22 protein-coding genes are annotated in these 21581 nt (G+C 42.0%); 14 read left to right on the top strand and 8 right to left on the bottom strand.

Translation table 11 applies throughout. From position 1 onward, the window contains the following. Position 1: 1 nt before the first annotated feature. A complete protein-coding gene (locus tag NYF15_RS17685) occupies positions 2-385 on the bottom strand; it encodes a VOC family protein (protein WP_371354280.1) in 384 nt (127 codons plus the stop codon). Beyond that, complete coding sequence (locus NYF15_RS17680; protein ID WP_371354279.1) at positions 378-1019, bottom strand: RNA polymerase sigma factor; 642 nt, start codon at positions 1017-1019, stop codon at positions 378-380. The genes NYF15_RS17685 and NYF15_RS17680 overlap by 8 nt, the downstream gene beginning before the upstream one ends. Before the next feature lie 100 nt (positions 1020-1119). On the opposite strand from NYF15_RS17680, the gene NYF15_RS17675 reads away from it, so the two are divergent. Then, a complete protein-coding gene (locus tag NYF15_RS17675; protein WP_371354278.1) occupies positions 1120-1593 on the top strand; it encodes a peroxiredoxin in 474 nt (157 codons plus the stop codon). Between the two features lie 60 nt (positions 1594-1653). Here NYF15_RS17675 and NYF15_RS17670 read toward each other — a convergent pair whose 3' ends face one another. Further along, positions 1654-3798, bottom strand: a complete 2145-nt coding sequence (locus NYF15_RS17670) for a S8 family peptidase (protein WP_371354277.1) — start codon at positions 3796-3798, stop codon at positions 1654-1656. A 322-nt stretch (positions 3799-4120) separates the two neighbouring features. On the opposite strand from NYF15_RS17670, the gene NYF15_RS17665 reads away from it, so the two are divergent. Beyond that, entirely contained in the window at positions 4121-5305 is a 1185-nt protein-coding gene (locus NYF15_RS17665; RefSeq protein ID WP_371354276.1) for an NAD(P)/FAD-dependent oxidoreductase, read from the top strand. A gap of 126 nt (positions 5306-5431) precedes the next feature. Here the strand turns inward: NYF15_RS17665 and NYF15_RS17660 are convergent, their stop codons facing one another. The 5 genes from NYF15_RS17660 to coaBC form a co-directional block, all read right to left on the bottom strand. After that, on the bottom strand, positions 5432-7129 hold the full coding sequence (locus NYF15_RS17660) for a diguanylate cyclase (protein WP_371354275.1): 1698 nt from the start codon (positions 7127-7129) through the stop codon (positions 5432-5434). A gap of 135 nt (positions 7130-7264) precedes the next feature. After that, the gene (gene katG, locus NYF15_RS17655) at positions 7265-9478 is read right to left on the bottom strand and encodes a catalase/peroxidase HPI (protein ID WP_371354274.1); all 2214 of its coding nucleotides are present in this window, start codon (positions 9476-9478) and stop codon (positions 7265-7267) included. Between the two features lie 189 nt (positions 9479-9667). Then, complete coding sequence (locus NYF15_RS17650) at positions 9668-12421, bottom strand: prolyl oligopeptidase family serine peptidase (RefSeq protein WP_371354273.1); 2754 nt, start codon at positions 12419-12421, stop codon at positions 9668-9670. Positions 12422-12628: 207 nt separating this feature from the next. Continuing rightward, entirely contained in the window at positions 12629-13216 is a 588-nt protein-coding gene (slmA, locus tag NYF15_RS17645) for a nucleoid occlusion factor SlmA (protein ID WP_062567343.1), read from the bottom strand. A gap of 112 nt (positions 13217-13328) precedes the next feature. Then, positions 13329-14522, bottom strand: a complete 1194-nt coding sequence (gene coaBC, locus NYF15_RS17640) for a bifunctional phosphopantothenoylcysteine decarboxylase/phosphopantothenate--cysteine ligase CoaBC (protein ID WP_371354272.1) — start codon at positions 14520-14522, stop codon at positions 13329-13331. 141 nt (positions 14523-14663) lie between these two features. On the opposite strand from coaBC, the gene radC reads away from it, so the two are divergent. The 12 genes from radC (at position 14664) to NYF15_RS17580 (ending at position 21470) form a co-directional block, all read left to right on the top strand. Beyond that, complete coding sequence (radC, locus tag NYF15_RS17635) at positions 14664-15338, top strand: DNA repair protein RadC (RefSeq protein ID WP_130151700.1); 675 nt, start codon at positions 14664-14666, stop codon at positions 15336-15338. A gap of 273 nt (positions 15339-15611) precedes the next feature. Beyond that, positions 15612-15848, top strand: a complete 237-nt coding sequence (gene rpmB, locus NYF15_RS17630) for a 50S ribosomal protein L28 (protein ID WP_036973115.1) — start codon at positions 15612-15614, stop codon at positions 15846-15848. Positions 15849-15859: 11 nt separating this feature from the next. Next, on the top strand, positions 15860-16015 hold the full coding sequence (rpmG, locus tag NYF15_RS17625; protein ID WP_022946036.1) for a 50S ribosomal protein L33: 156 nt from the start codon (positions 15860-15862) through the stop codon (positions 16013-16015). Positions 16016-16244: 229 nt separating this feature from the next. Further along, positions 16245-16586, top strand: coding sequence for a 30S ribosomal protein S6 (gene rpsF / locus NYF15_RS17620; protein WP_036973113.1), 342 nt, complete (start codon positions 16245-16247; stop codon positions 16584-16586). A gap of 67 nt (positions 16587-16653) precedes the next feature. Then, positions 16654-16956, top strand: coding sequence for a primosomal replication protein N (gene priB, locus NYF15_RS17615; RefSeq protein WP_062567440.1), 303 nt, complete (start codon positions 16654-16656; stop codon positions 16954-16956). Positions 16957-16968: 12 nt separating this feature from the next. Beyond that, entirely contained in the window at positions 16969-17196 is a 228-nt protein-coding gene (rpsR, locus tag NYF15_RS17610; protein WP_002962753.1) for a 30S ribosomal protein S18, read from the top strand. A 35-nt stretch (positions 17197-17231) separates the two neighbouring features. Further along, positions 17232-17684: a 50S ribosomal protein L9 gene (gene rplI / locus NYF15_RS17605; RefSeq protein ID WP_062567345.1), complete on the top strand. Its 453-nt coding sequence runs from the start codon at positions 17232-17234 to the stop codon at positions 17682-17684. Between the two features lie 239 nt (positions 17685-17923). Then, entirely contained in the window at positions 17924-18355 is a 432-nt protein-coding gene (locus tag NYF15_RS17600) for a type IV pilin protein (RefSeq protein ID WP_371354271.1), read from the top strand. A gap of 5 nt (positions 18356-18360) precedes the next feature. Beyond that, entirely contained in the window at positions 18361-18810 is a 450-nt protein-coding gene (locus NYF15_RS17595) for a GspH/FimT family pseudopilin (RefSeq protein ID WP_341803785.1), read from the top strand. Further along, the gene (locus NYF15_RS17590) at positions 18807-19208 is read left to right on the top strand and encodes a prepilin-type N-terminal cleavage/methylation domain-containing protein (RefSeq protein WP_130151703.1); all 402 of its coding nucleotides are present in this window, start codon (positions 18807-18809) and stop codon (positions 19206-19208) included. Before NYF15_RS17595 ends, NYF15_RS17590 begins: the two co-directional genes overlap by 4 nt. Beyond that, positions 19205-19729 (top strand): prepilin-type N-terminal cleavage/methylation domain-containing protein, encoded by a 525-nt coding sequence (locus tag NYF15_RS17585; RefSeq protein WP_371354270.1) that lies wholly within the window; start codon positions 19205-19207, stop codon positions 19727-19729. Before NYF15_RS17590 ends, NYF15_RS17585 begins: the two co-directional genes overlap by 4 nt. After that, entirely contained in the window at positions 19722-21470 is a 1749-nt protein-coding gene (locus tag NYF15_RS17580) for a polymer-forming cytoskeletal protein (RefSeq protein WP_371354269.1), read from the top strand. Before NYF15_RS17585 ends, NYF15_RS17580 begins: the two co-directional genes overlap by 8 nt. The last annotated feature ends 111 nt before the right edge of the window (positions 21471-21581 follow it).

The following is a 21581-nucleotide window of genomic DNA, read 5'->3' as shown; positions in this document are numbered from 1 at the left end:
CCTATCTTTTGCTGCGTGGAACATCACTAGATTGATACATTGATATTTGATGATTATCTGGATCTGCGATTTCTGCTGACCAGCCACCTAGTGCATGGCTTACAGGGGTGACAATAGTTACTCCCTTTGTTGCGAGTGTTTCGACTACGTCATCAATCCCACCATCAGCTAACTCAAAAACAATAATGGGTGAGTTTCCGGGCTTTGACTCCTGCTTAAAAAAGAGTAGTTCGATGTCATTTGCTGTTTTAGCGAGCAGCCAACCCTCTCCATCTTCTTCCATTCTTTGAATGTTTATTCCGAGCGTATCACGGTAAAACGCTTCTGTTTTATCTAGATCGCTAATGTAATAACAAATTGCGCCAATTTTACTTTTATCAAGCATGGTTCTTTTCCTGTTTTTTAATAGATATCACCCTATGTTGCCGTGCAAGGTTATTTTGTGAGGTCACCATAAAAAGGTGTCCATCAGGGTCATGGCTTGCGAGTGTCGCTTCATCACGACATGGCGCATTAAGAAGTGCTTTACGTATTTGCCCAAACGGCAAATCTTCAGCTAAACCTTCAAGTTCAAGTATTTGTCTTGTACCGGTTTGTCGCCAGCGGCGTTTAATCTCAGCTATCCGTTGCCTTAGAGCTGCGTCTGATACTCGCAGCAGCCAGATGATTTCTTTTTTACAATGTCCTGTTAAAACTAAAAGTGCTGTTGTTTTTAGGCTAGGCGGTAATGAGTCGATAAAATAGGTTGCTGTTTCGTCGTTGTATGTGTGTATATTGTTTGTATTAGTTAAAGTTGCTTCACGCTTTTTTCTTCTTGCGGCAGAGCGCGCATTAAATACAGATTGATTACGCAGCACACCCATGAGCCAGCGACGGTTTTTTATACATGTTAGATCTGAGCGTTTAGCCTCAACGGCAACAAGAAGAGCCGTTTGCAGTAAGTCTTCAGCCTCTTCTTTATGTAATGTCACCTTATGAGCATAGCGTAAAAGGTTTGCGTAATAATTTTTATTATTCATAGCGCTTAGTGGTTATAAGTAGAGTTAGCAATTGATATATAGTTTAATTAAACCTTACTCTTTCATACTGCTAATGTATATTTTCTTTCAAGGAATCACGATGATCGAACAAGGCCAAACTTTACCTACTGCAACCCTTAGCGAATTAACCAGCGAAGGGTTGCAAACCTTATCAACTGACGCATTATTTGCTGGTAAAAAAGTAGTGCTATTTGCTGTGCCAGGGGCATTTACGCCTACCTGTTCAAACGCTCACTTACCTGAGTTTATTACGCTGGCTGATAAAATTACCAGCAAGGGCGTTGATGCAATTTACTGTGTATCAGTGAATGATGCATTTGTAATGAAAGCATGGGGGAAGGCACATAACGCTGAGCATATTCGTATGTTAGCAGACGGTGATGCTAGTTTTACCAAGGCGCTCGGTTTAGATAAGGATACCGCTAGCTTTGGTGGTGTGCGTTCAAAACGCTATGCAATGATTGTCGACGACCAAACTGTAACAGGCTTGTTTGTTGAGCAAGATAAAGAATTTACAGTAAGCCGTGCAGAGGCTGTTTTAGCTAAATTATAAAACGAAAAAAGCCGGACGAGAGTCCGGCTAAAAGTCCCAAGGGTAATCGGGGTTTATCAATTAAGGTTGATATTGTGCATCAAGTGTGACACCTGAAAAGGTTTGAAATGCATTTAAGCTTAAGTGCCAAGTTCCTGCTTGCGGATTGCTAAAAGTACATGTTTCAGCACTGCCGCTTTTGTAAGGACGACAGTCATAGCTGCTTGTTGTAGGTTGACTACCAAATTTAACAAATAAATCTGCATCACCTGTACCGCCTGAGCTAGTCACTGTAAAGCTAGACATATTAGCAGGTACATCAATAGTGTAGTGTTTCCATTGGCCAGCATTCGCTGAAATGTTGTCAACTGTACCGCCACCTGCTTGTGGTGAGCCCGTACCACCTGAAGCGGTTAAGTCGCCCACAAGACTCACGCCTGAATAGGCAGAATAAGCACTTAGCATTACGTGATATGTACCCGCAGTTGGGTTATCGATTGAACATACTTCGTTATTACCGCTTTCATAAGGGCGACAATCATACGTTGTTGTCGTTGGAGCACTACCTGCGCGGACATATAAGTCTGCATCGCCCGTACCACCACTCATAGTGAATGTTACATTTGTTGCGCCTGCAGGTACTTCCATTGTGTAGTAGGTTTTGCTGCTTGCTGCGCCACTTAAACTTGTTAATGCTTGACCATCTTGTAGTTCATTACCTGTTGTTGGCGGTTGAGTTGAACCAGATGCTGCTGCAACCGCAGCGGCTGCATCGACAATACCTGTACCACAGTTATTACATGTAGCAGGGAAAGAGCGAGTCGTTGATTTTAAAATGCTTTCAATCTCATCTGGCGTTGCAGAAGGCTTTGCTTGCTTGATAAGCGCTGCGACACCTGCAACATGCGGTGCTGCCATTGATGTACCTTGTGAGAAATGATAAGAATCACTGCTTGGGCCATTTGCGCCTGAGTTATGAGTTGATAACACACCCTCTGAATCATTCGCAAAGCTTTGCGCACCACCAGGAGCTGCAACATCAATATTACTACCGTAGTTTGAGTAATAAGCACGACCACCGTTACGGCCAACAGAGGCAACGTTTACAACGCCATTACAGTTACCTGGATTGTAGTTAGCCGAATTATCATTACTGTTACCAGCGGCGATAACTACAACTGCGCCGTTGTTGCGGGCTTGGTTTATAGCATTTTGTGTTGTTGAGCTACATGCACCCCCACCACCTAAACTCATGTTGATTACATCAGCAGGGTTAGTATTTGCAGGTGCACCAGACACTGAGCCACCTGACGCCCAGATAATACCGTCTGCAATATCAGATGTTAAACCACCACATTTACCAAGCACACGTACTGGTACAACTTTCGCATCATAAGCAACACCAGCAACGCCTTCACCATTATTCGTGACCGCAGCAACTGTACCTGCTACATGAGTACCATGCCAGCTGGAGTCTTGATCTGCCTTTGGTGAAGGATCGCCATTTTGATCTGTACCACATTCACCACGTACAACTGCATCGCCAGGGTCGCGAGCGTCGCTGTCACGGCCACCACCATCGTTGGCAACAGATAGGTTCGAAATCATATCGTAGCCAGGCAAGATGTTTGCGTTTAAATCAACATGCGGGCGGTAACCTGTATCAAGGACAGCAACAGTTACACCGCTACCAGTTGCGCTATCCCATGCTGTTGGTAGATTCAAGCCACCTGCTTGCTCGTAGTAATGCCATTGGTCAGAATAACGCGGATCATTAGGTGTTGCGAAAGGTTGTAGCATTTGGTCAATTTCAATGTATTCAACGTTGCCAGTTGCCATAACTTCTTGCATAAATGCTTGTGCTTCATTGGCTGAAAGTTTTTTATCAGCGCGCATTACGTGGTGGTTGCTCATTGCCATTGCGCGTACATACTGAGCTTTTGCTAAGCCTTTTTTGCTACTGAAATTTTTTACAAAGCTTTGTGCTTTTTGGTTCATCATAGCAGGCGTTTGCTCAGCGGCAGACATCGTGGTCATATCTGCGTTGCTATTTTTGTATTTAATAATAAATTGCGTACCAAAACCGCTTTGACCTTGTAGTTTTGCTGCAGTATCTGCCATTGATGGTGGTAACATTTGGTTTGGTGCAGCCATTGCTGCTGTTGTCCCAAATAACGCTGTGAGGCTTAATGCAATTGCGCACTTTTTCAAGTTGTGAGTTGTCATAATGATCCCTAGATTGTTATAAGTTGCTTCGCACCACTTTCCGCGAAGGGGGACAAAGGTAAAATAAATGTAAATATAGTTAAAATATCGTTTTGTTATGTTTGTCTCTATTTTGGTTATAACTAAGTGTATAGATGGCTAAATATAACTTTTAATTAGGTTTTTCAGCTTTTTTCTAATTATAAAGTTCTAATTTACTGTTATAGAGTTTTTGCTTTATTTCGTTTTTCGGGTTTATCTTTTTTCAAAAAAATGACTAAGTTAACAACGAGCGCGTAATATCTTGTTATAATCAGCTAAATTTTTTTAGTGAGTATGAGTAATGACCCAAGTAGATGTAATTGTGATTGGTGCCGGTGCCGCAGGTTTAATGTGTGCAGCACAAGCAGGCTATCGAGGTCGCAATGTTACTGTGCTTGATATGGGCAAAAAGCCTGGCCGTAAAATTTTAATAAGCGGTGGTGGGCGTTGTAACTTCACCAATGAAAACGCAAGCCCAGACAACTACTTGTGTACTAATCCTCACTTCGTAAAATCCTGTTTAAGCCGTTATAACCAACATGACTTTATAGAGCTGGTGGACCGTCATGGTTTGGCTTATCACCATAAAACGCTGGGCCAGCTATTTTGTGATAACAGCGCGCAAGATATCGTTGATATTCTTTTAACTGAGTGTGAGTGGGCTGGGGTAAACATTGCTCTTCGTAACGAAGTACTTAGCGTGATAAAAAACGATGCTGGTTATGAAGTTATAACCGAGCAAGACACTTATCAATGCGAGTCATTGGTGGTGGCATCTGGTGGTTTAACCATGCCGAAACTTGGCGCATCACCCATTGGTTATAAAATAGCTGAACAATTTGGCCTAACGGTGTTACCAACCATGGCCGCATTAGTGCCATTTACTTTGCATCAGCATGATAAAGATCGTTTTGATGGTTTATCGGGGATCAGTATCCCTTGTTTAGTGACGAGTGAAGATGGCACCCAGTTCAAAGAAAATATCCTCTTTACCCATCGCGGCTTGTCGGGGCCCGCTATTTTGCAAATTAGCTCGTTTTGGCGCGCAGGCCAGAGCGTTTACATCAACTTATTACCTGAGCTTGATTTAAAACAGCAACTTGAGCTGTGGCGTCAAAGCCAAGGTCAAAAGTCACTAAAAAATACCCTTGCAACCATTTTACCCAAACGCTTTGTTGAAATGCTGCACGACACCAAAGCAATACCTGATTGCAATGTAAACCAGTTAACCCATGCACAGGTCGACGCGCTACATGACTACATTCACAATTGGCAAATTAAACCCAACGGCACTGAGGGCTACAGAACAGCCGAAGTTACACTCGGTGGCGTAGATACCGATGAGTTAAGCTCAAAAACCTTCGAAGCAAAAAAATCAGCGGGCCTTTATTTTATTGGTGAAGTCACCGACGTCACTGGTTGGCTAGGCGGCTACAACTTCCAATATGCGTGGAGCTGCGGCTTTGCTGCAGGGCAGTATTGTTGATTATAGTTGCTAGTTTTTGTCTACAGGTTCTAGGAGTTAGGCCCTAGACTGGCACTTGCTTGTAGGTCGTGATTTAGCGCGTTTTTATGAAGTCATAAATGACGACCTACTAACCTATTACTCCTTCTAGGCTGCCACTTCAACACAATTGCGGCCGTTACTTTTCGCTTTATACAATGCTTTGTCGGCAATGGTGAGTGTTTCTTTTACGGTTGTTGAAGCATGGGCTACGCTGTGTACACCAATACTCACGGTGAACTGCACGGTTTGTATTTCATCAATCGTGATGTAGGTTTCTTGTGCCTTTTGACGAATACGCTCTGCAACTTGCTTTGCCTTAAGTAGGTTACAATTGAGTAGTAATACAAACTCTTCGCCGCCATACCGACAAGCTATATCAGCAGGGCCTTGCTCTGAGGTGAGTATATTAGCAAACGCAATGATGACTTTGTCGCCAACATTGTGGCCATATGTGTCGTTAATGTTTTTGAAGTGGTCGAGATCAGCAATTAGAAGGGTTAGCTCTTGCTGATTGGTTGCCATAGCGGCAATCAGTTCTTCACTTTTTCTGTCAAAGTAACGGCGATTGTACAGGCCTGTCATAGGATCCGTGTCGACTAAGCGGTTGAGCTCAGTTTGCTGTGCTTTAATTTTTTCGAGGCTTTTAATTCGGTAGGAAAGAATAAACGCCATCATTAATGCTTCGAGCAAAATACCTATCCCAACGCCGTGACTATTGATTACGTTTGCGTCACTGATCCCTTTGTAATAAAGCACCGCTAGCATATTGAAAATAACGAACATAGAGTGGCCGAGTAAAAAGTATTTTGCCAGCGTATTACCTTTGCGCCATAGCGAAATGGATACCCCAAATGTCACCGTCATCATTAATGCAGCCAAGCTGCTGGCTGGTTTTAATGCACCCACAATATCGAACAAGCTATAGATAAAGTCAGCCACTAGTAAGAATAAAATAATTGAAAGCGCGATATGCTCTTTAGGGTAGTGCTTCTTTGTTTCGAAAATAAGCATTACAAAGATTACTAAAAAGCTTGGCATGCTCAGTAAATTGGAATTGAGCTGTAACAGCTCGGCACTAAAAATACCGAAGAAATTAGCGGCAATACCATAAGATAGCGCCACCCAAACAGTGCCAGAAATAAGATACAGTGCGTAAACAATATTCTCGATTTTACGTGCCGATAAGTACAAAAAGAAGTTATAAATCATCAGCGCTAACATCATCCCAACAAGCAGCGCAATGTAATTACCATTCCCGACAAGGGCTCGCTTTGAGTGCTCTTCATCAAAAATAGCTAATGCAAACCACTGATGAGAAAAGGTGACGCTTTTAACATAAATTGTTTTTTGTTGGTTAGGTGCGACATAAAACGAAAACACAGCACTACCACCAAACATATTGGCTTTAGGGCCTGCCTTATCAAGCTGAATAACCAATTGGTTTATCAATTTTCCTGCTTGTGTTTCGTAAAAGCTGACTTCTTCTAAATGATAGGCATCTGGGTTATGCACAAATAAGCGTAGGGTATCGCTGTTGCTATTTTTTATAACTATTTTGGACCACGTCGTTTTGGCATTAGTGCCTAAAGTAAGTTCGTTTTGACTGTTGATAAAGTTTTGCTGCTGGACTTGTGCGAGGGGCATAGAACCTGTTTCATCAACAAAATAGCTCATATCAAACTGAGTGAGCTCTACGCTACGTTGATTGATATTTACAATGGGGGAATTATCTGCGCGGCTTTGTGTAGCCGTACTGAGGCATAACGAGTAGATAACAAAAAGCAGTAAAAAGCGCGCAACCATCCCTAATACCTGTGTTTAAACAAATATGGTAGTAAAGGCTTATTTTTAACTTAAACCGCTGTCTTGTCGAGGAAATTATCAACGAAAATAAAAAAGCCGCTAACTTAGCGGCTTTGTTGGTTGCGAAAATAAGTATTAACGTAGGTCGAATCTGTCTAGCGTCATTACTTTAGTCCACGCTGCTACGAAGTCATCAACGAACTTCTGTTTAGCATCGTCAGATGCATACACTTCAGCAATTGAACGTAGCTCTGAGTTTGAACCGAAGATTAAATCTACTGGTGTTGCTGTCCACTTAAGTTTGCCTGACTGACGGTCACGGCCTTCGTAAACACCTTCCTCAGAAGACTTAGACCACTTCGTTGACATATCTAATAGGTTAACGAAGAAGTCGTTGCTTAATGTGCCAGGTTTTTTCGTGAATACACCGTGTTTAGTTTGGTCAGTATTCGCGTTAAGGGCACGCATACCACCTAGTAGTGCAGTCATTTCTGGTACTGATAAGCTTAGTAAATCAGCACGTTCAACAAGCATTTCAGCCGGTGACTTCCATGCTGAGCTGTAGTAGTTACGGAACGCATCTGCTGTTGGCTCAAGTACTTCGAATGATTCAACGTCAGTCATTTCTAATGACGCGTCCATACGACCTGGCTTAAATGGTACTGAGATAGAGAAACCCGCATCGCTTGCTGCTTTTTCGATTGCAGCCGCACCACCAAGAACAATCATATCTGCGAGTGAAATTTCTTTACCACCCGATGCTTTTTTGTTGAACTTAGTTTGGATTTTCTCAAGTTTGCTCAGTACTTTAGCCACTTCTTTCGGGTTGTTTACTGGCCAATCTTTTTGCGGAGCAAAACGAATACGTGCACCGTTTGCACCACCACGCATATCTGTGTCGCGGTAGCTTGCTGCTGATGCCCAAGCAACACGCACTAGTTCAGATACAGATAAACCTGAATCTAAGATGCTAGCTTTAAGTGACGCGATATCTTTGCTGTCTACTAGTTTGTGGTCAACCGCAGGGATGTAGTCTTGCCAAATTAATACTTCTTCTGGCACTAAGTCACCTAGGTAACGAGCACGTGGGCCCATATCACGGTGGTTTAGTTTGAACCATGCTTTAGCAAATGCCAGTTCGAACTCTTTCGGGTCGTTTAAGAAACGCTCTGAAATCTTACGGAACTCAGGATCTGCTTTTAACGCGATATCAGTTGTGAACATGATAGGCGCATGTCGCTTACCTTTAATGTGCGCATCGGGTACTAGGTTAGACGCTTGACCATTTTCTGGGATCCACTGAGTCGCACCTGCAGGGCTCTTAGTTTTAACCCACTCAAAGTTGAATAGGTTTTGTAGATAATTAATTGACCAACGTGTTGGTGTCACTGTCCATGCACCTTCAAGACCTGAAGTGATGGTATCTTCTGAGTGACCTTTACCACATTTGTTTTTCCAACCTAAACCTTGCTCTTCAATCCCCGCTGCTGCTGGCTCTTTGTCTAAACACGTCGCTTTTTTCGCACCGTGTGCTTTACCAAAGCTGTGACCACCGGCGATTAGCGCAACGATTTCTTCATCGTTCATTGCCATGCGGCCGAATGATAAACGAATGTCGTCTGCTGCTAGAAGTGGATCAGGGTTACCGTGAGGGCCTTCAGGGTTTACATAGATTAAGCCCATCTCAACGGCCGCTAATGGGCCTTTAAGTTTGCCTTTTTTGTCACGACGTTCGTCAGTGAGCATTTTGCCTTCAGGGCCCCAGTATACGTAATCTGGTTCCCAATCGTCTTCACGACCACCGGCATAACCGAAGGTTTTGAAGCCCATTGATTCAAGCGCAACGTTACCTGTTAACGCCATTAAGTCAGCCCAAGAAATGCTGCGACCGTATTTTTGTTTTATAGGCCAAAGTAAGCGACGTGCCTTATCAAGGTTCGCGTTATCAGGCCAGCTGTTTAGCGGGTCGAAACGTTGTTGACCACCGCCTGCGCCACCACGACCATCAAACGTACGGTACGTACCTGATGCGTGCCACGCCATACGGATGAAGAATGGACCATAGTGACCGTAGTCAGCAGGCCACCAGTCTTGAGAGTCAGTCAATACTTTCTCAATATCTGCTTTCACTGCGTTTAGGTCTAACTTTAAGAATTCTTTTTTATAATCAAAGTAAGGACCCATAGGATCAGACTCTGCGCCATGGGCACGAAGTTGGCTAAGATCTAATTGTTCTGGCCACCAGAATTGGTTTGATTTGATGTCGTTAGTAGCTTGTACGCCCGTTGCCACCAACAGTGATACTGCAACAGCTACTTTAGACAAGGCTGAGGTCGATTTTTTAAACATTGTGTAGTCTCCAGTTAGAAGTTGCGTGAAATATAGTTATGTTCTGATTAACTTTCCACTTACAAACTGGGGTTTAAATCGATTGATAAAATCGAAAAAACAGATGATATGATTGATTTTATAGAACAAAGCCAGCAAAAATGCTGGCTTTGGAGGAGGTGTTCAGTAAGCTTAAATTTAGCTTATTGTTTATTCTTCAATAAAAGGGATGCCATTTTTGATCCACTCAGCAGCAGGTTTGCCTTTTAAGTAGTGATCAAAATATTCCATCATGCGTACCGAGAAATCCACTTGGTTAGGGAATTTCTTCAAGTGATGTGGTTCGCCTTCGTATTGTAAAAAGGTGGCATCTTTACCCGCACGACGTAGTGCTAGGTAGTATTGAACCCCTTCGTGCCATGGCACCGCATCATCTTTGTCACCAAACATAATCAGAATAGGGGTATTCACTTTATCGGCGAAAAACACCGGCGAGTTTTCGATGTATAGCTCTGGCGCTTCGAATAAGGTTTTACCAATTCGGCTTTGTCCTGTTTCGTATTGGAACTGACGCGCAAGACCTGATTTTAAACGAATACCGCTATACGCACTGGTCATGTTAGATACTGGCGCACCCGAAACAACTGCTTTAAACATATCTGTTTGGGTGATCATAAAGGCGCTTTGATAGCCAGCCCATGAGTGGCCTTGTAAGCCAATTTTATCGGGATCAGCAATGCCTAAATCAATTAGCTTTTGAGTGGCGTTGATCATGGTTTGTGTTGATGATTTACCAGGGTGACCAATTTCAAAGCGGATATCAGGTAAGAAAATCGCATAGCCATTTGAAGTAAACATCGGGAAGTTAGGACGATGATTTAATTCCATTTTCGGGAAGTCATACATGCGTTGGCTCATATAGCGGTAGAAGTACACAACCACAGGAACCTTGTCACCTTTTTTGTAACCCGCAGGTTTGATCAATACGCCTTGCAAGTCTTCACCATCAAACCCTTTGTAGCTAATCAGCTCAGGTTTTTCACCCCATGCAAAATTACTAACTTGCGGGTTTAGGTTGGTAACACGCTGTGGCTTTTTGAAGCTAAAGTCAGTTTGGTAGTAATCAGGAAATTGCTGATATGTTTGCGCGGTAAATAGATATTTATCGGCATTTTTAGCCTTTTTCACGACATCAAAGCGCTTTTTACCCGAAAGTACTTTGCTTACTTTATTGCTTGATAAGTCAAGTTTGGCGATTTCGGTTTGTTTATCTTGCACGTTGGTTGCGCTGAGTAATAATGTTTCGTCTTTGGCAAAACCAACTTGGTCTTTATCAAGTTTAATAACACGATACTGGGTATTCGTTTCTTTACCTTGGGTTAAACGCGTTGCCTTTTGTGTTGCGACATCAAAAGCCCAAATATCAAATTTACTGTAAACCAGTACTTGGCTGCTGTCGTTTAACCAGCCTGCAAAACCATAACCCGGCTGAGGTGATGGGTAGTCATGTTTATCATCAGCAAAAATCGCGTTAATTGCTTTAGATAAGGTCGAAACCTTGTTGTTACCTAAATCTTTAAGCTGCACTTGGCTGTCTTGGAAAAATGCTGCAAATTGACCATTTGGCGCAAGGCTGGGTCTAAATGGATAATCGTTGACGATAGCGGTTTGTTGACCGGTTTTAACGTCAACACTGTAATAGTCTGCGTAAAAACCACCGTACATTATGCGTTCTAGGTAAGGCAGGTCTGAATAGCCTAATAGCGCTTCGCGGTTAGTGTTAAGTGAAACTTCAGGCATACTTGGTGCACTTAGCTGCACAACCTGCTGACCATTTACGTGATACACCGCTTTATAATGACGAAGCTTGTTATTTTCATTCCATTGTTGCTCTTCACGTGGCTTAATTTCAGTGTCTTTATTGTGCCAAACATTAAGGCCTTTATGGTCGCGAATGGTATCGAAATCATATAATGAGGCTTCGTCTGTGTATTCTTTTGCTTCGATCTTTGCCGTTAATTTCGGATGATTTTCAAAGTATAAACGAGCACCATCTTCAGACCATGTTAGTGAGGCTGTTTTGCCAATAGTCCAGCTATTATCAGCTGAGTTTATGGTCGATAGGGTACCGTTTTGTAAAAGTTGTAAGGTATGGTCGCGACGTCGTGTATCATCATTAACGTAGTTACCAATTAACAGCGCTGCGGTATTACTATTTGGTTGCCAGGCAATTTTATTGGCAACCACACCAGGCTCATCAATCAGTACGCTGGTAGCAAAGTCATTGTTAAGCGTAACTAATACAACTTGGTTGTCGGCACCATCACTAAAACTTTGGCTTGCTAGTAATTGCTCGCCGGTGCTGCTCATTGCATAGCTAAACACATTGTTTAGGGTGTGAGTGGTTTTGTCTTGAAGGTTAACAAGCACTAAATCAAAGCTTTTATCTTTTTTATCTGGTTTGATTTCGCTGCTGTTTTCGTCTTTTTCTTGGTCGTCTTTTTTATCTGCTTTCTTATCTAGTCGGTAAGCAAGCCAAACACCGTCATCTGATAACGCATAGTCTTTTACATCATTAAATGTCTGTTGCTCGCCGTTTTTAGTATTGACTAAAACAAGGTTGTTTTTTAGTTCGTCTTTTTTCTTAGTGGTTTCTTTTTCAAGTAGGGTCGGTACCTGAGTAAACGCCACCCAATTTGCCGCTTTATTAATTGTAGGGCGAGTACCGCGCTCAACGCTTGCAAGGAGGGTGTTATTGTCTAATGCATAAACCTGACCTTGTGCATTGCCGCGATAAGGGTCGGCACTGAAAGTAAGAATTTGGCCATCTTCAGACAGTTGGGTGCCTTTTGCGTATTTAAAATCAAACACGTCTTTAAATTGCAGAGCTTCTTTTGCACTGAGCTGTGCACTACCAAGGCTTGCCACTAAGGCTAAGCTCAAAAGTGATAATTGCGCTTTCATTTATCTTCTCGTTGTTTTTAAATTTACGCGTTCAGTGTAGCGTTTTTAGTAAACAATTCGAGTAGATACGATAAGTTGCTTATTTAGGGAGTTGAGCTGTAAGCCTAAAAACTTTTCGGTAGGTTTTGTAATAAGAGGGCACAGCGGGGTTACCCGCGTACTTTTGATTAGACTGTTGCGCGATATTAAATCGCGCCTACAGCTAACTTACAACCAGATCTTTTTCAGTTCAGGCCATTGTTTTTCAAATTGCGCACTTGGTTTCGCTTTAAAGTCGCTGCGCACGAATTGATTCATCTTACCTTCAACATAAGCCAGTAAGAAGTTGGCTAACGTTGTTTCGTCAGATTGGAATGCTTTACCTTCACGAAGCTTACGTTCACGAAGAACTTGTTTAAATTGTGTTTCTAGCTTTTCGAATAAGCCTTGCACACGTTCACGCAAGCGCTCTTGCTCACCTTGCAAGGCATCACCAGTTAAAATACGGGTAATACCTGGATTTTTTTCGGCGAATGCTAATAGTAAAAGCAATATATTGTATACGCGTGTTTGACTCTCTTTTTCATTTTCTAGAATGAGGTTAATACGCGATAGCAGAGTATCTTCAATAAACTCAATCAAGCCCTCAAACATCCGCGCTTTACTCGGGAAATGACGATAAAGCGCAGCTTCAGACACGCCCACTTCAGCCGCTAGTTTGGCAGTAGTGATACGTTGACCTGGGCTGGTTTCTAACATTTGTGCGAGTGCTTGCAGAATCTGCTCTTTGCGATTACTTCTTTTTGTCGCAGGCATGACCATTCCTTTCTTATAATTTATTACTTGCGCTGTATAGACTCAGACAAGCCATTTTTTGTGCAAATGAGAGGCTTATGTTAATGTTTTATTCAGCTTCTTTCCAGCATTTTTACAAACGCTTGGCAAGCTCTGTCATAACACTCATCGCTAAATCTTTTTTGCTACCAACTGCTAAATCTTGCTGCTCATTGTGCCAGAACAGTGTTAAAGCATTATGATCAGAATTAAAGCCAAGGCCTTCTTTTGACACATCATTTGCACAGATCATGTCGAGATTTTTATTTTTTAATTTACCTTGGGCATAGCTTGCAACATCTTGTGTTTCGGCGGCAAAGCCAACCGTGTATGGGCGGTTTTCGTTAAGTGCAGCAACGTTAGCGATGACATCTGGGTTTTTAACTAAGGTGAGTGTGAGTTCATCACCTTGTTTTTTCATTTTTTGATCTTCAATTGCGGCTGCGCGGTAATCGGCAACGGCAGCACAGCCAATAAAAGCATCAGACTGTACAGCAAGTTCCATTGATGCGATTAAAAGCTGCTCAGCACTTTCAATGTGAGTGAGTTTTGCATTCGCTGGTGCTTTAATTGTCACCGGCCCTGAAATCAGGTTTACCTTTGCACCTAAAGCAAGTGCCGCCTCGGCAAGGGCATAACCCATTTTTCCTGAGCTGTGATTAGAAATATAACGCACCGGATCGAGAGCTTCTCTGGTTGGCCCTGCTGTAATTGTAATGGTTTTGCCAGTAAGTAATGGCTCAATGTCTGGCTGTGTACACAGTGCAACCAGTTCATGCGGTTCTAGCATACGCCCCGCACCTACATCACCGCAGGCTTGCGAGCCTTTACCAGGCCCCCAAATTGCTACCCCGCGCTCGGCGAGAGTATTAAGGTTAGCCTGCGTTGCCGGATGTGCGTACATTTGTTGGTTCATCGCCGGTGCGACAGCCACCTTGGCTGGCGTTGCTAATAAAAGCGTGGTGAGTAGGTCATCAGCTATACCCATCGCCATTTTTGCTAATACATTGCTGGTTGCAGGCGCCACTAAAATCAAATCTGCCCACTTGGCAAATTCAATGTGTCCCATTGCGGCTTCAGCTGCAGGGTCAAGTAATGAATCAGACACAATCTCTCCACTGACGGCTTGCATCGTCAAAGGGGTAATAAAGTGCTTGGCTGACTCTGTCATAACTATTTTTACTTCGCAGCCAGTGTCTTTTAAGCGTCGCACTAGCTCTGCACATTTATAAGCTGCAATGCCGCCACTTATACCTAGTAAGATTTTTTTATTTGCTGATTTTGTCATTACATGAAATTTAACTTTGGTCGATATGCGCTAACGATAGCAAATCTTTGCCAATTTCATGAAGTTTTCTTTTTTAAAGGAAGGAAAAAAGAAAGTTTTGTTGTACAGTTTAATCTGTTTGTTTCTTTTTGGGGTACTTTGATGTCGTTAAAGGATTTACCATTGTCAGCTCGACCTCGTGAAAAGCTGCTTTCACAAGGCGCTAAAGCGCTCTCTGATGCAGAATTGTTAGCTATCTTTTTACGCACAGGTGTTGCAGGTATGAATGCGATTGAATTGGCTGAACACTTATTACGTATTAATAGTACATTGCAGAATTTATTTAATGCCAGTGAGCAAGCGTTTTGTTCTCAAAGAGGGCTAGGGACTGCAAAGTATGTACAGTTACAAGCGGTATTAGAGTTAAGCCGACGTTACTTACTTGAACAATGCCAGCGAGAAGAGGTATTTAGCTCTCCTCAAGCAGTGTATGACTACCTGACTATTCAATTACGGGGCTTGCAACAAGAAGTATTCATGGTGCTTTATTTAGATAGCCAAAATCGATTAATAAAAGATGAAGTGCTTTTTTATGGCACTATAAATGCTGCTTCTGTGTATCCCCGTGAGGTGGTTAAGGCTGCCTTAAAGCAGAATGCGGCGGCACTTATCTTTGCTCATAATCACCCAAGTGGAGTAGCGGAGCCTAGTGAAGCAGACAAGTTAATTACTCATAAATTGCAGCAAGCACTTTCGTTAGTCGATATTAATGTGCTTGATCACATCATTGTGGGCGGTAAAAACTGTGTTTCGTTTGCAGAGCGAGGATTAATTTAAGCGAAGCTAAGACAGGAGTGTGTTAAAAATGAGCAGTTTAGCGGTTTTTTAGAAATTAGTTTAATTTAAATGCAGTTTTTACTTTCCCTAAGGGCTTTCGATCATTATAATTGGCCGCTATCAAATTTACACATGAGCTGATTGGATAAGATCTGTTACTTGATCTTTGCCTGCATAAGCTGTATAAAGAGCGCCCTTCGATTTATCCCGGGGCACAAATACATGGCCTAAGGGAAAATTAAGCTCGAGCGAAGTTATTGGAGATATATAGACATGTCTAAAGTATGTCAAGTTACAGGTAAGCGTCCAGCGGTTGGTAACCACCGTTCACACGCGAGAAACGCGACTAAACGTCGTTTCCTACCTAACCTACAAACGCACCGTTTTTGGGTTGAAAGTGAAAAACGTTTTGTAACATTACGCACTACGACTAAAGGTATGCGTATTATCGATAAAAAAGGCATCGACGCGGTTCTTACAGAAATCCGTGCTCGTGGCGAAAAAGTTTAAGGAACTGAATCATGCGCGATAAGATCCGTTTAGTTTCAACTGCTGGTACTGGTTTTTTCTACACTACCGACAAGAACAAGCGTAACATGCCTGAAAAAATGGAAATCAAAAAATACGATCCTAAAGCTCGTAAACACGTGATTTTCAAAGAAGCTAAAATCAAGTAATTTTAGTTTTTCAGAATCTCAAAAACCCAGCTTCGGCTGGGTTTTTTGTTTTTACAGCGTAGAAAGCAATAATTCAGTACAAGAATCTAACTTGGCTTGCTGTTTTATCTTGCTTAATTATCAATCTAAGCGTAAAATGCGCGCTCATTTCGGCTTATTAAATTTAATTCCTTGCCTTAAACCGACTGGCCGAAACGGTAGAAGGCTCTATTAACCGTAAGGAATATCCATGCGTCATTACGAAATCGTATTCATGGTTCACCCTGATCAGAGTGAGCAAGTACCTGGTATGATCGAACGTTATACTGGTTCTATCACTGAAGCTGGTGGTACTATCCACCGTCTTGAAGACTGGGGCCGTCGTCAATTGGCTTACCCAATCGACAAGCTTCACAAAGCTCATTATGTTCTTATGAACGTTGAAGCACCTACTGAAGTAATCAGCGAGCTAGAAACTACTTTCCGCTACAACGATGCAGTGCTTCGTAACTTAGTTATGCGTACTAAAGACGCTGTAACTGAAGCATCTCCTCTTGCAAAAGAAGAGAAGAAAGAAGCACCAGCTGCTTAATCGTTTTGAGTCCAAGCATGGCGCTTGCAGTTGAGACAAAAAGATGAGCCAACCGCTTAATCCTTATATGAATCAGCTGACACTATCTGGGGTTGTTTGTAAAACCCCCAAGTATAGTCAAAGCCCTGCTGGTGTTCCGCATTGTATTTTTGTTCTTGAACATAAATCAATGCAAGTTGAAGCAGACCTTAACCGTAATAGTTATGTCAGGCTTCAAGTGGTTGCCAGCGGTGCGTCAATGCAGCAACAGACTCAACAATTGCACGTTGGGCAACAAGTGCAAGTGACGGGGTTTTTAAACCGTCATGAAGGCCGAAATGGCTTAAGCCAATTGGTCTTGCATGCTCAACATATAGAAAGAATTTTTTGAGGAATTTTACTCATGGCACGTTATTTCAGACGTCGTAAGTTCTGCCGCTTTAAAGCGGAAGGCGTACAACAAATCGATTATAAAGATCTAGCTACTCTTAGAAACTATGTTACAGAAAGTGGCAAAATCGTACCTAGCCGTATCACAGGTACTAGCGCTAAATATCAGCGTCAGCTAGCAACAGCTATCAAGCGTGCTCGCTACTTAGCCCTTCTTCCATACACTGACTTACATAAGTAAGCAGCGGATTAACAGTTTTTAAAAGGTGTAGAGACATGCAAGTTATTCTACTAGACAAGATCGCAAACCTAGGTGGCCTAGGTGACCAGGTTGTAGTTAAATCTGGCTTCGCACGTAACTTCCTTTTCCCACAAGGTAAGGCAGTTCCTGCAACTAAAGCTAACATCGAAACTTTCGAAGCACGTCGTGCTGAGTTAGAAGCTAAGATCGCTGAAGATCTAGCTGCTGCTCAAGCTCGTGCTGACAAGCTAGAAGCATTAGCTGAAGTAACACTAGTTTCTAAAGCTGGTGACGAAGGCAAATTATTCGGTTCAATCGGTACTCGTGACATCGCTGACGCTATCTCAGCTGTTGGTGTTGAAGTTGCTAAATCAGAAGTTCGTTTACCTCTAGGTACTATCCGTGAGACTGGCGAATTTGACGTTGCAATCGCAGTACACTCAGACGTAACAGCTACTATTAAAGTAATCGTTATCGCTGAAGCTTAATAGCAATATTAAGTAATAAAAGCCGTGCTTTAAAGCACGGCTTTTTTGTACCCGCTTCTTTTTAATTAGTACAAAAAGCAGCTTTATAGTCTTACCTATATTTTAAACATTAGTACTTTTATCTTAATTTCTTCTTCTTAATTAGTATAATTGGTGTACTCAATATGAAATTGCTTAAATTGACACCGACAGCGCTGTCATTTATATTTGATTCGTAAAAAAGTGGTAAGGATTTAAGGTTGAAAAGTAAATTATCATCAAATAATAATTATAAACAACGTGGATTTACGCTCATAGAAATTCTCATTGTCATCGCTATTTTAGGTATTCTATACAGTGTGGCATTACCTGCTTATACCGAGCATATGCAGCACAGTAGACGTGCTGATACCCAGCAAGTTTTATTACAGTATGGTGCCAGCCTAGAACGCATATATTCGAGAAATGGTGGCTATCCTAATGCATTTGCAACACAAAGTACTGATTACTACACCTTTACGTATACGCCAACGAAAAAGGCTCCTGGAGCCGTTGTTGATTTTAAAAACCGTGGTTTCAATTTAAAGGCAACACCTAAGTCTGGCTCAGCTCAGGCTGGGGATCGCTGTGGTGAACTCATGATTAAACATGACGGTAGTAACAGTGCTGCTGTAAATGATTGTTGGGAGTAGCTGTTGTGCATAAAGCGGCTGGGTTTACTTTAATTGAGTTAATGGTTGTGCTTGCGATTATTGGTATTTTAGTCAGTCTTGCTTTTCCGTCGTTTAGTCAGCAAATCCTACAAGACCGTATTGTAACAACAGCTAATCAACTCAACAGTGTTTATAAATATGCTCGTAGTGAAGCTGTAAAGCAAGAGCGTCAAATTAAATTGGTGGTCAATAATAATCTCTGGCAAGTTACTTTAAACGAAGCGGGATCAGATACTGTATTAAAAGAGTTTGCAATTACTAAGGCTGGCGTAACAGTAAACCTAATTGCGCTAACCGTTAGTGCAAGTGGTGAAGTTGACCAGCAAGCCCAAATTGATATTAAAGATAATCACACCAATACCACAGATTATGTAATGTGTGTCCTTAAAAGTGGTCAAAACTGGTTAGCTGAATCATCAAAGGGATGCGCATGAAAAAGCAAGCGGGCTTTTCTTTATTAGAGGTAATGATTTCGGTTGTGATTGCTGGTATCGCTTTACTAGGTTTAGCTGCTGCTCAGTTAAAGTCGCTACAATATGCAACAAATAGCTTTCACTACACGGTGTCTTTAATTCAAGGTCAAAATAGTATTGAACGGATATGGCCTCGCATTTGTGAAATTCAAAAAACTAACCCCGCACTTTTCCAAGATGCTGATTTTAGAGCCAGTTTGGCCCCCCAAGTAGCTGATTATCAAATTACGATTCCTGCGACTTATAATGATGATATGCAAATTAATGTTGCGTGGGTTGATGAGCGCATGACCGATAATGCAGAAAATCAAATAAGTCTTAATGCCAGTTTTCCTGACTTGTCGGCAGTGTGTCTATGAATAAATTAGCACGCGGGTTTAGCCTTATTGAGTTGATGGTTGCCTTAGCCGCAGGGGCATTTTTACTTGCTGGTGTGAGTTTGTCATACGCAGCAATTAAGGGCACGATTGAAGTCAGTAAAGAGCTTGAAAATGCGCAAGAAGTTATTCGCTATACCAGTAAAGTATTCAACCGCAGCATTAAGCAAACACAGCTTGTACCCTCCATTAGTGCGGATAAATCAACCATAACAATTACACAACCAGAGGGCGTGATTGCATGTAATGGCACTTTAACCACGGGCGTTATGACTGAAGTGTATAGCCTAGATAATAGTAGTTTAATGTGTTCACTCAATGGCGCTGCCGCTGAGCGTTTATTAACGGGCTTAGAAAACGTGTCGTTTAGCTTATCTGGAGAGTTGGTTAGTATTGTTGTTAAACCCCAAAAACTACCTGCTCAATTTGGTGCAGGAATTAATATTGATGTTGCTCTAACAAACACTATTCTAGTGAACGCATATGGTGGAAATAGTGTCTAAAAAACAACAGGGTTTTACGCTTATAACAGTATTAATTTTAACCGGAATGGCCAGTGTTGTTGTGCTTAGTTCATTACGAGAAAATATTGTTCAAGAGCGATTAAGTGGTAATTTTCAGAAAAAGCTTAATAGCCGCCTATTGGCAGAAAAAGGGGTGTTCGAGCAAGCTAAACTACTACAGCAAACATTGAACCGTGAAGGTGTGCTGGCCATAGATGAACTAATTGATAAAACGGGTAATGCCAGAGGTGTAGGGGTGATTGGCGATGATGCAAAATTTACCGCTTTACTAAGCAAAAACCTTGATGGTGAATTGGAAATTGCAAGTTTAGGTCAACGTTATGCAGGTGATGCTCAAAGCAATTTAGTCGCTCGTTTTAGTGTGCAAGGAGGCAAAGGGAGTTCGGCATTTACCAATGCAATGGTGGGTTGTAAAGGTGTGAATTTGTCAGGTAGCGGCACCATCGATAGTTACGACTCAAGCCAAGGAAGCTACGAAGAGACAAAATCGAGTGATGGTGATGTATCGACAATTGATGGCGATTCAGATGTTGTTCTTTCAGGGCATTCACCTATTAAAGGTGACGTAAAAGCAACGGGTGTTATTTATTTAAATGGCTCATCTCCCATAATTGGTAATATACGCTCAAATACGGGAGTTAATATTTCATCAGGCAGTGGTTTACGTATTGATGGTAACGTATACACACGAGGTTTTTATATCCATAAAGGTGGTCGGGTATCTGGGATTGTTAGAGCCAACGGCGATGCTTCTATGCAGTGGTCAACTTATATTGATAATACACAAGGCGAAAGCTTAGACATTATGTATGGTGGAACGGGTAATTTTAAAGATACCTATAATAATCAGCAAGATGGTGTGCACTATAGTAATCGTAAGTTTAACGTGAACCCAAATGTAGAGCCCATCACAGTCGCAGATCCAAGTGCTCCAGATTATGACCCTACAAACCCTGATACAAGCTGTGATCCTTTAATCATCCCCGAGAAAATGGCACAGCTGCACAGCGACACTGACAGTTATCATTCGCTATCAATTGGGCCTACCCAACAGTTTAAACTAACCAATGAAAAGGGCTTTTTTAGCCAAAATGGTAGCCAAGTGATACTCCCAAGTTTAAGTGATGTATTTTTATTTGATACCAAGATTCAAAACCAACCACATGGTTCGACAAGTAAGGAATATGTGTTTGCCCTAGACAAGTTAAAATTGACCAGTGATGGAAAAATGGAAGTTTCAGGGGGCGATGTTATTTTATTTATTGATGGTGACTTTTCGATGGAAGGGGACACGCGTTTAACAATAAAAAAAGATAGCAGCTTAACGATACTTATCACTGGCAAAATTAATATAGGGGCCGGTGCGAGTGTGATCACAGAGCAAGAGGGCTTAACGACAAGTGGTCATCCATCGTTGTCATTCTATTCATCATTTACTGGTGTAAATGGTGTGCAATTTAGTGGTGCTGCAAATCTATATGCGGCAATTTACGCACCTTTAACAACAGTAAAATTATCGGGCAGTGGTGAATTGTTTGGTAGTGTTCGTGGTTCAACGATTACTGCCTCAGGGGGCAGTGGCGCTCACTATGATGCTGGCCTTTTAAAAGTGCAAAATGGTGGAAAACCATCAACGCCTGCTCGAATCGTGTTTTTAGGTTGGCGTTATAAAACGGAAGAAACTATTCAACAAAACAGTGAAGGCACGTCTACTAACTAGCTATAAATATTGTCAGGTCAACTAGTTGCCCTGACACGTTAAAAAAATTTAATTTCATTTAAACCTTTTGAATCTCCCCTTACGTCTAATACACTAAATTCACAATAATAA

Source organism: Pseudoalteromonas sp. 68 DY56-GL68, from assembly GCF_041414825.1.
In the GTDB taxonomy this organism is placed as follows: Bacteria; Pseudomonadota; Gammaproteobacteria; order Enterobacterales; family Alteromonadaceae; genus Pseudoalteromonas.
Note: the sequence above shows the minus strand (reverse complement) of the source record. Positions and strands in the feature narration are given on the sequence as shown.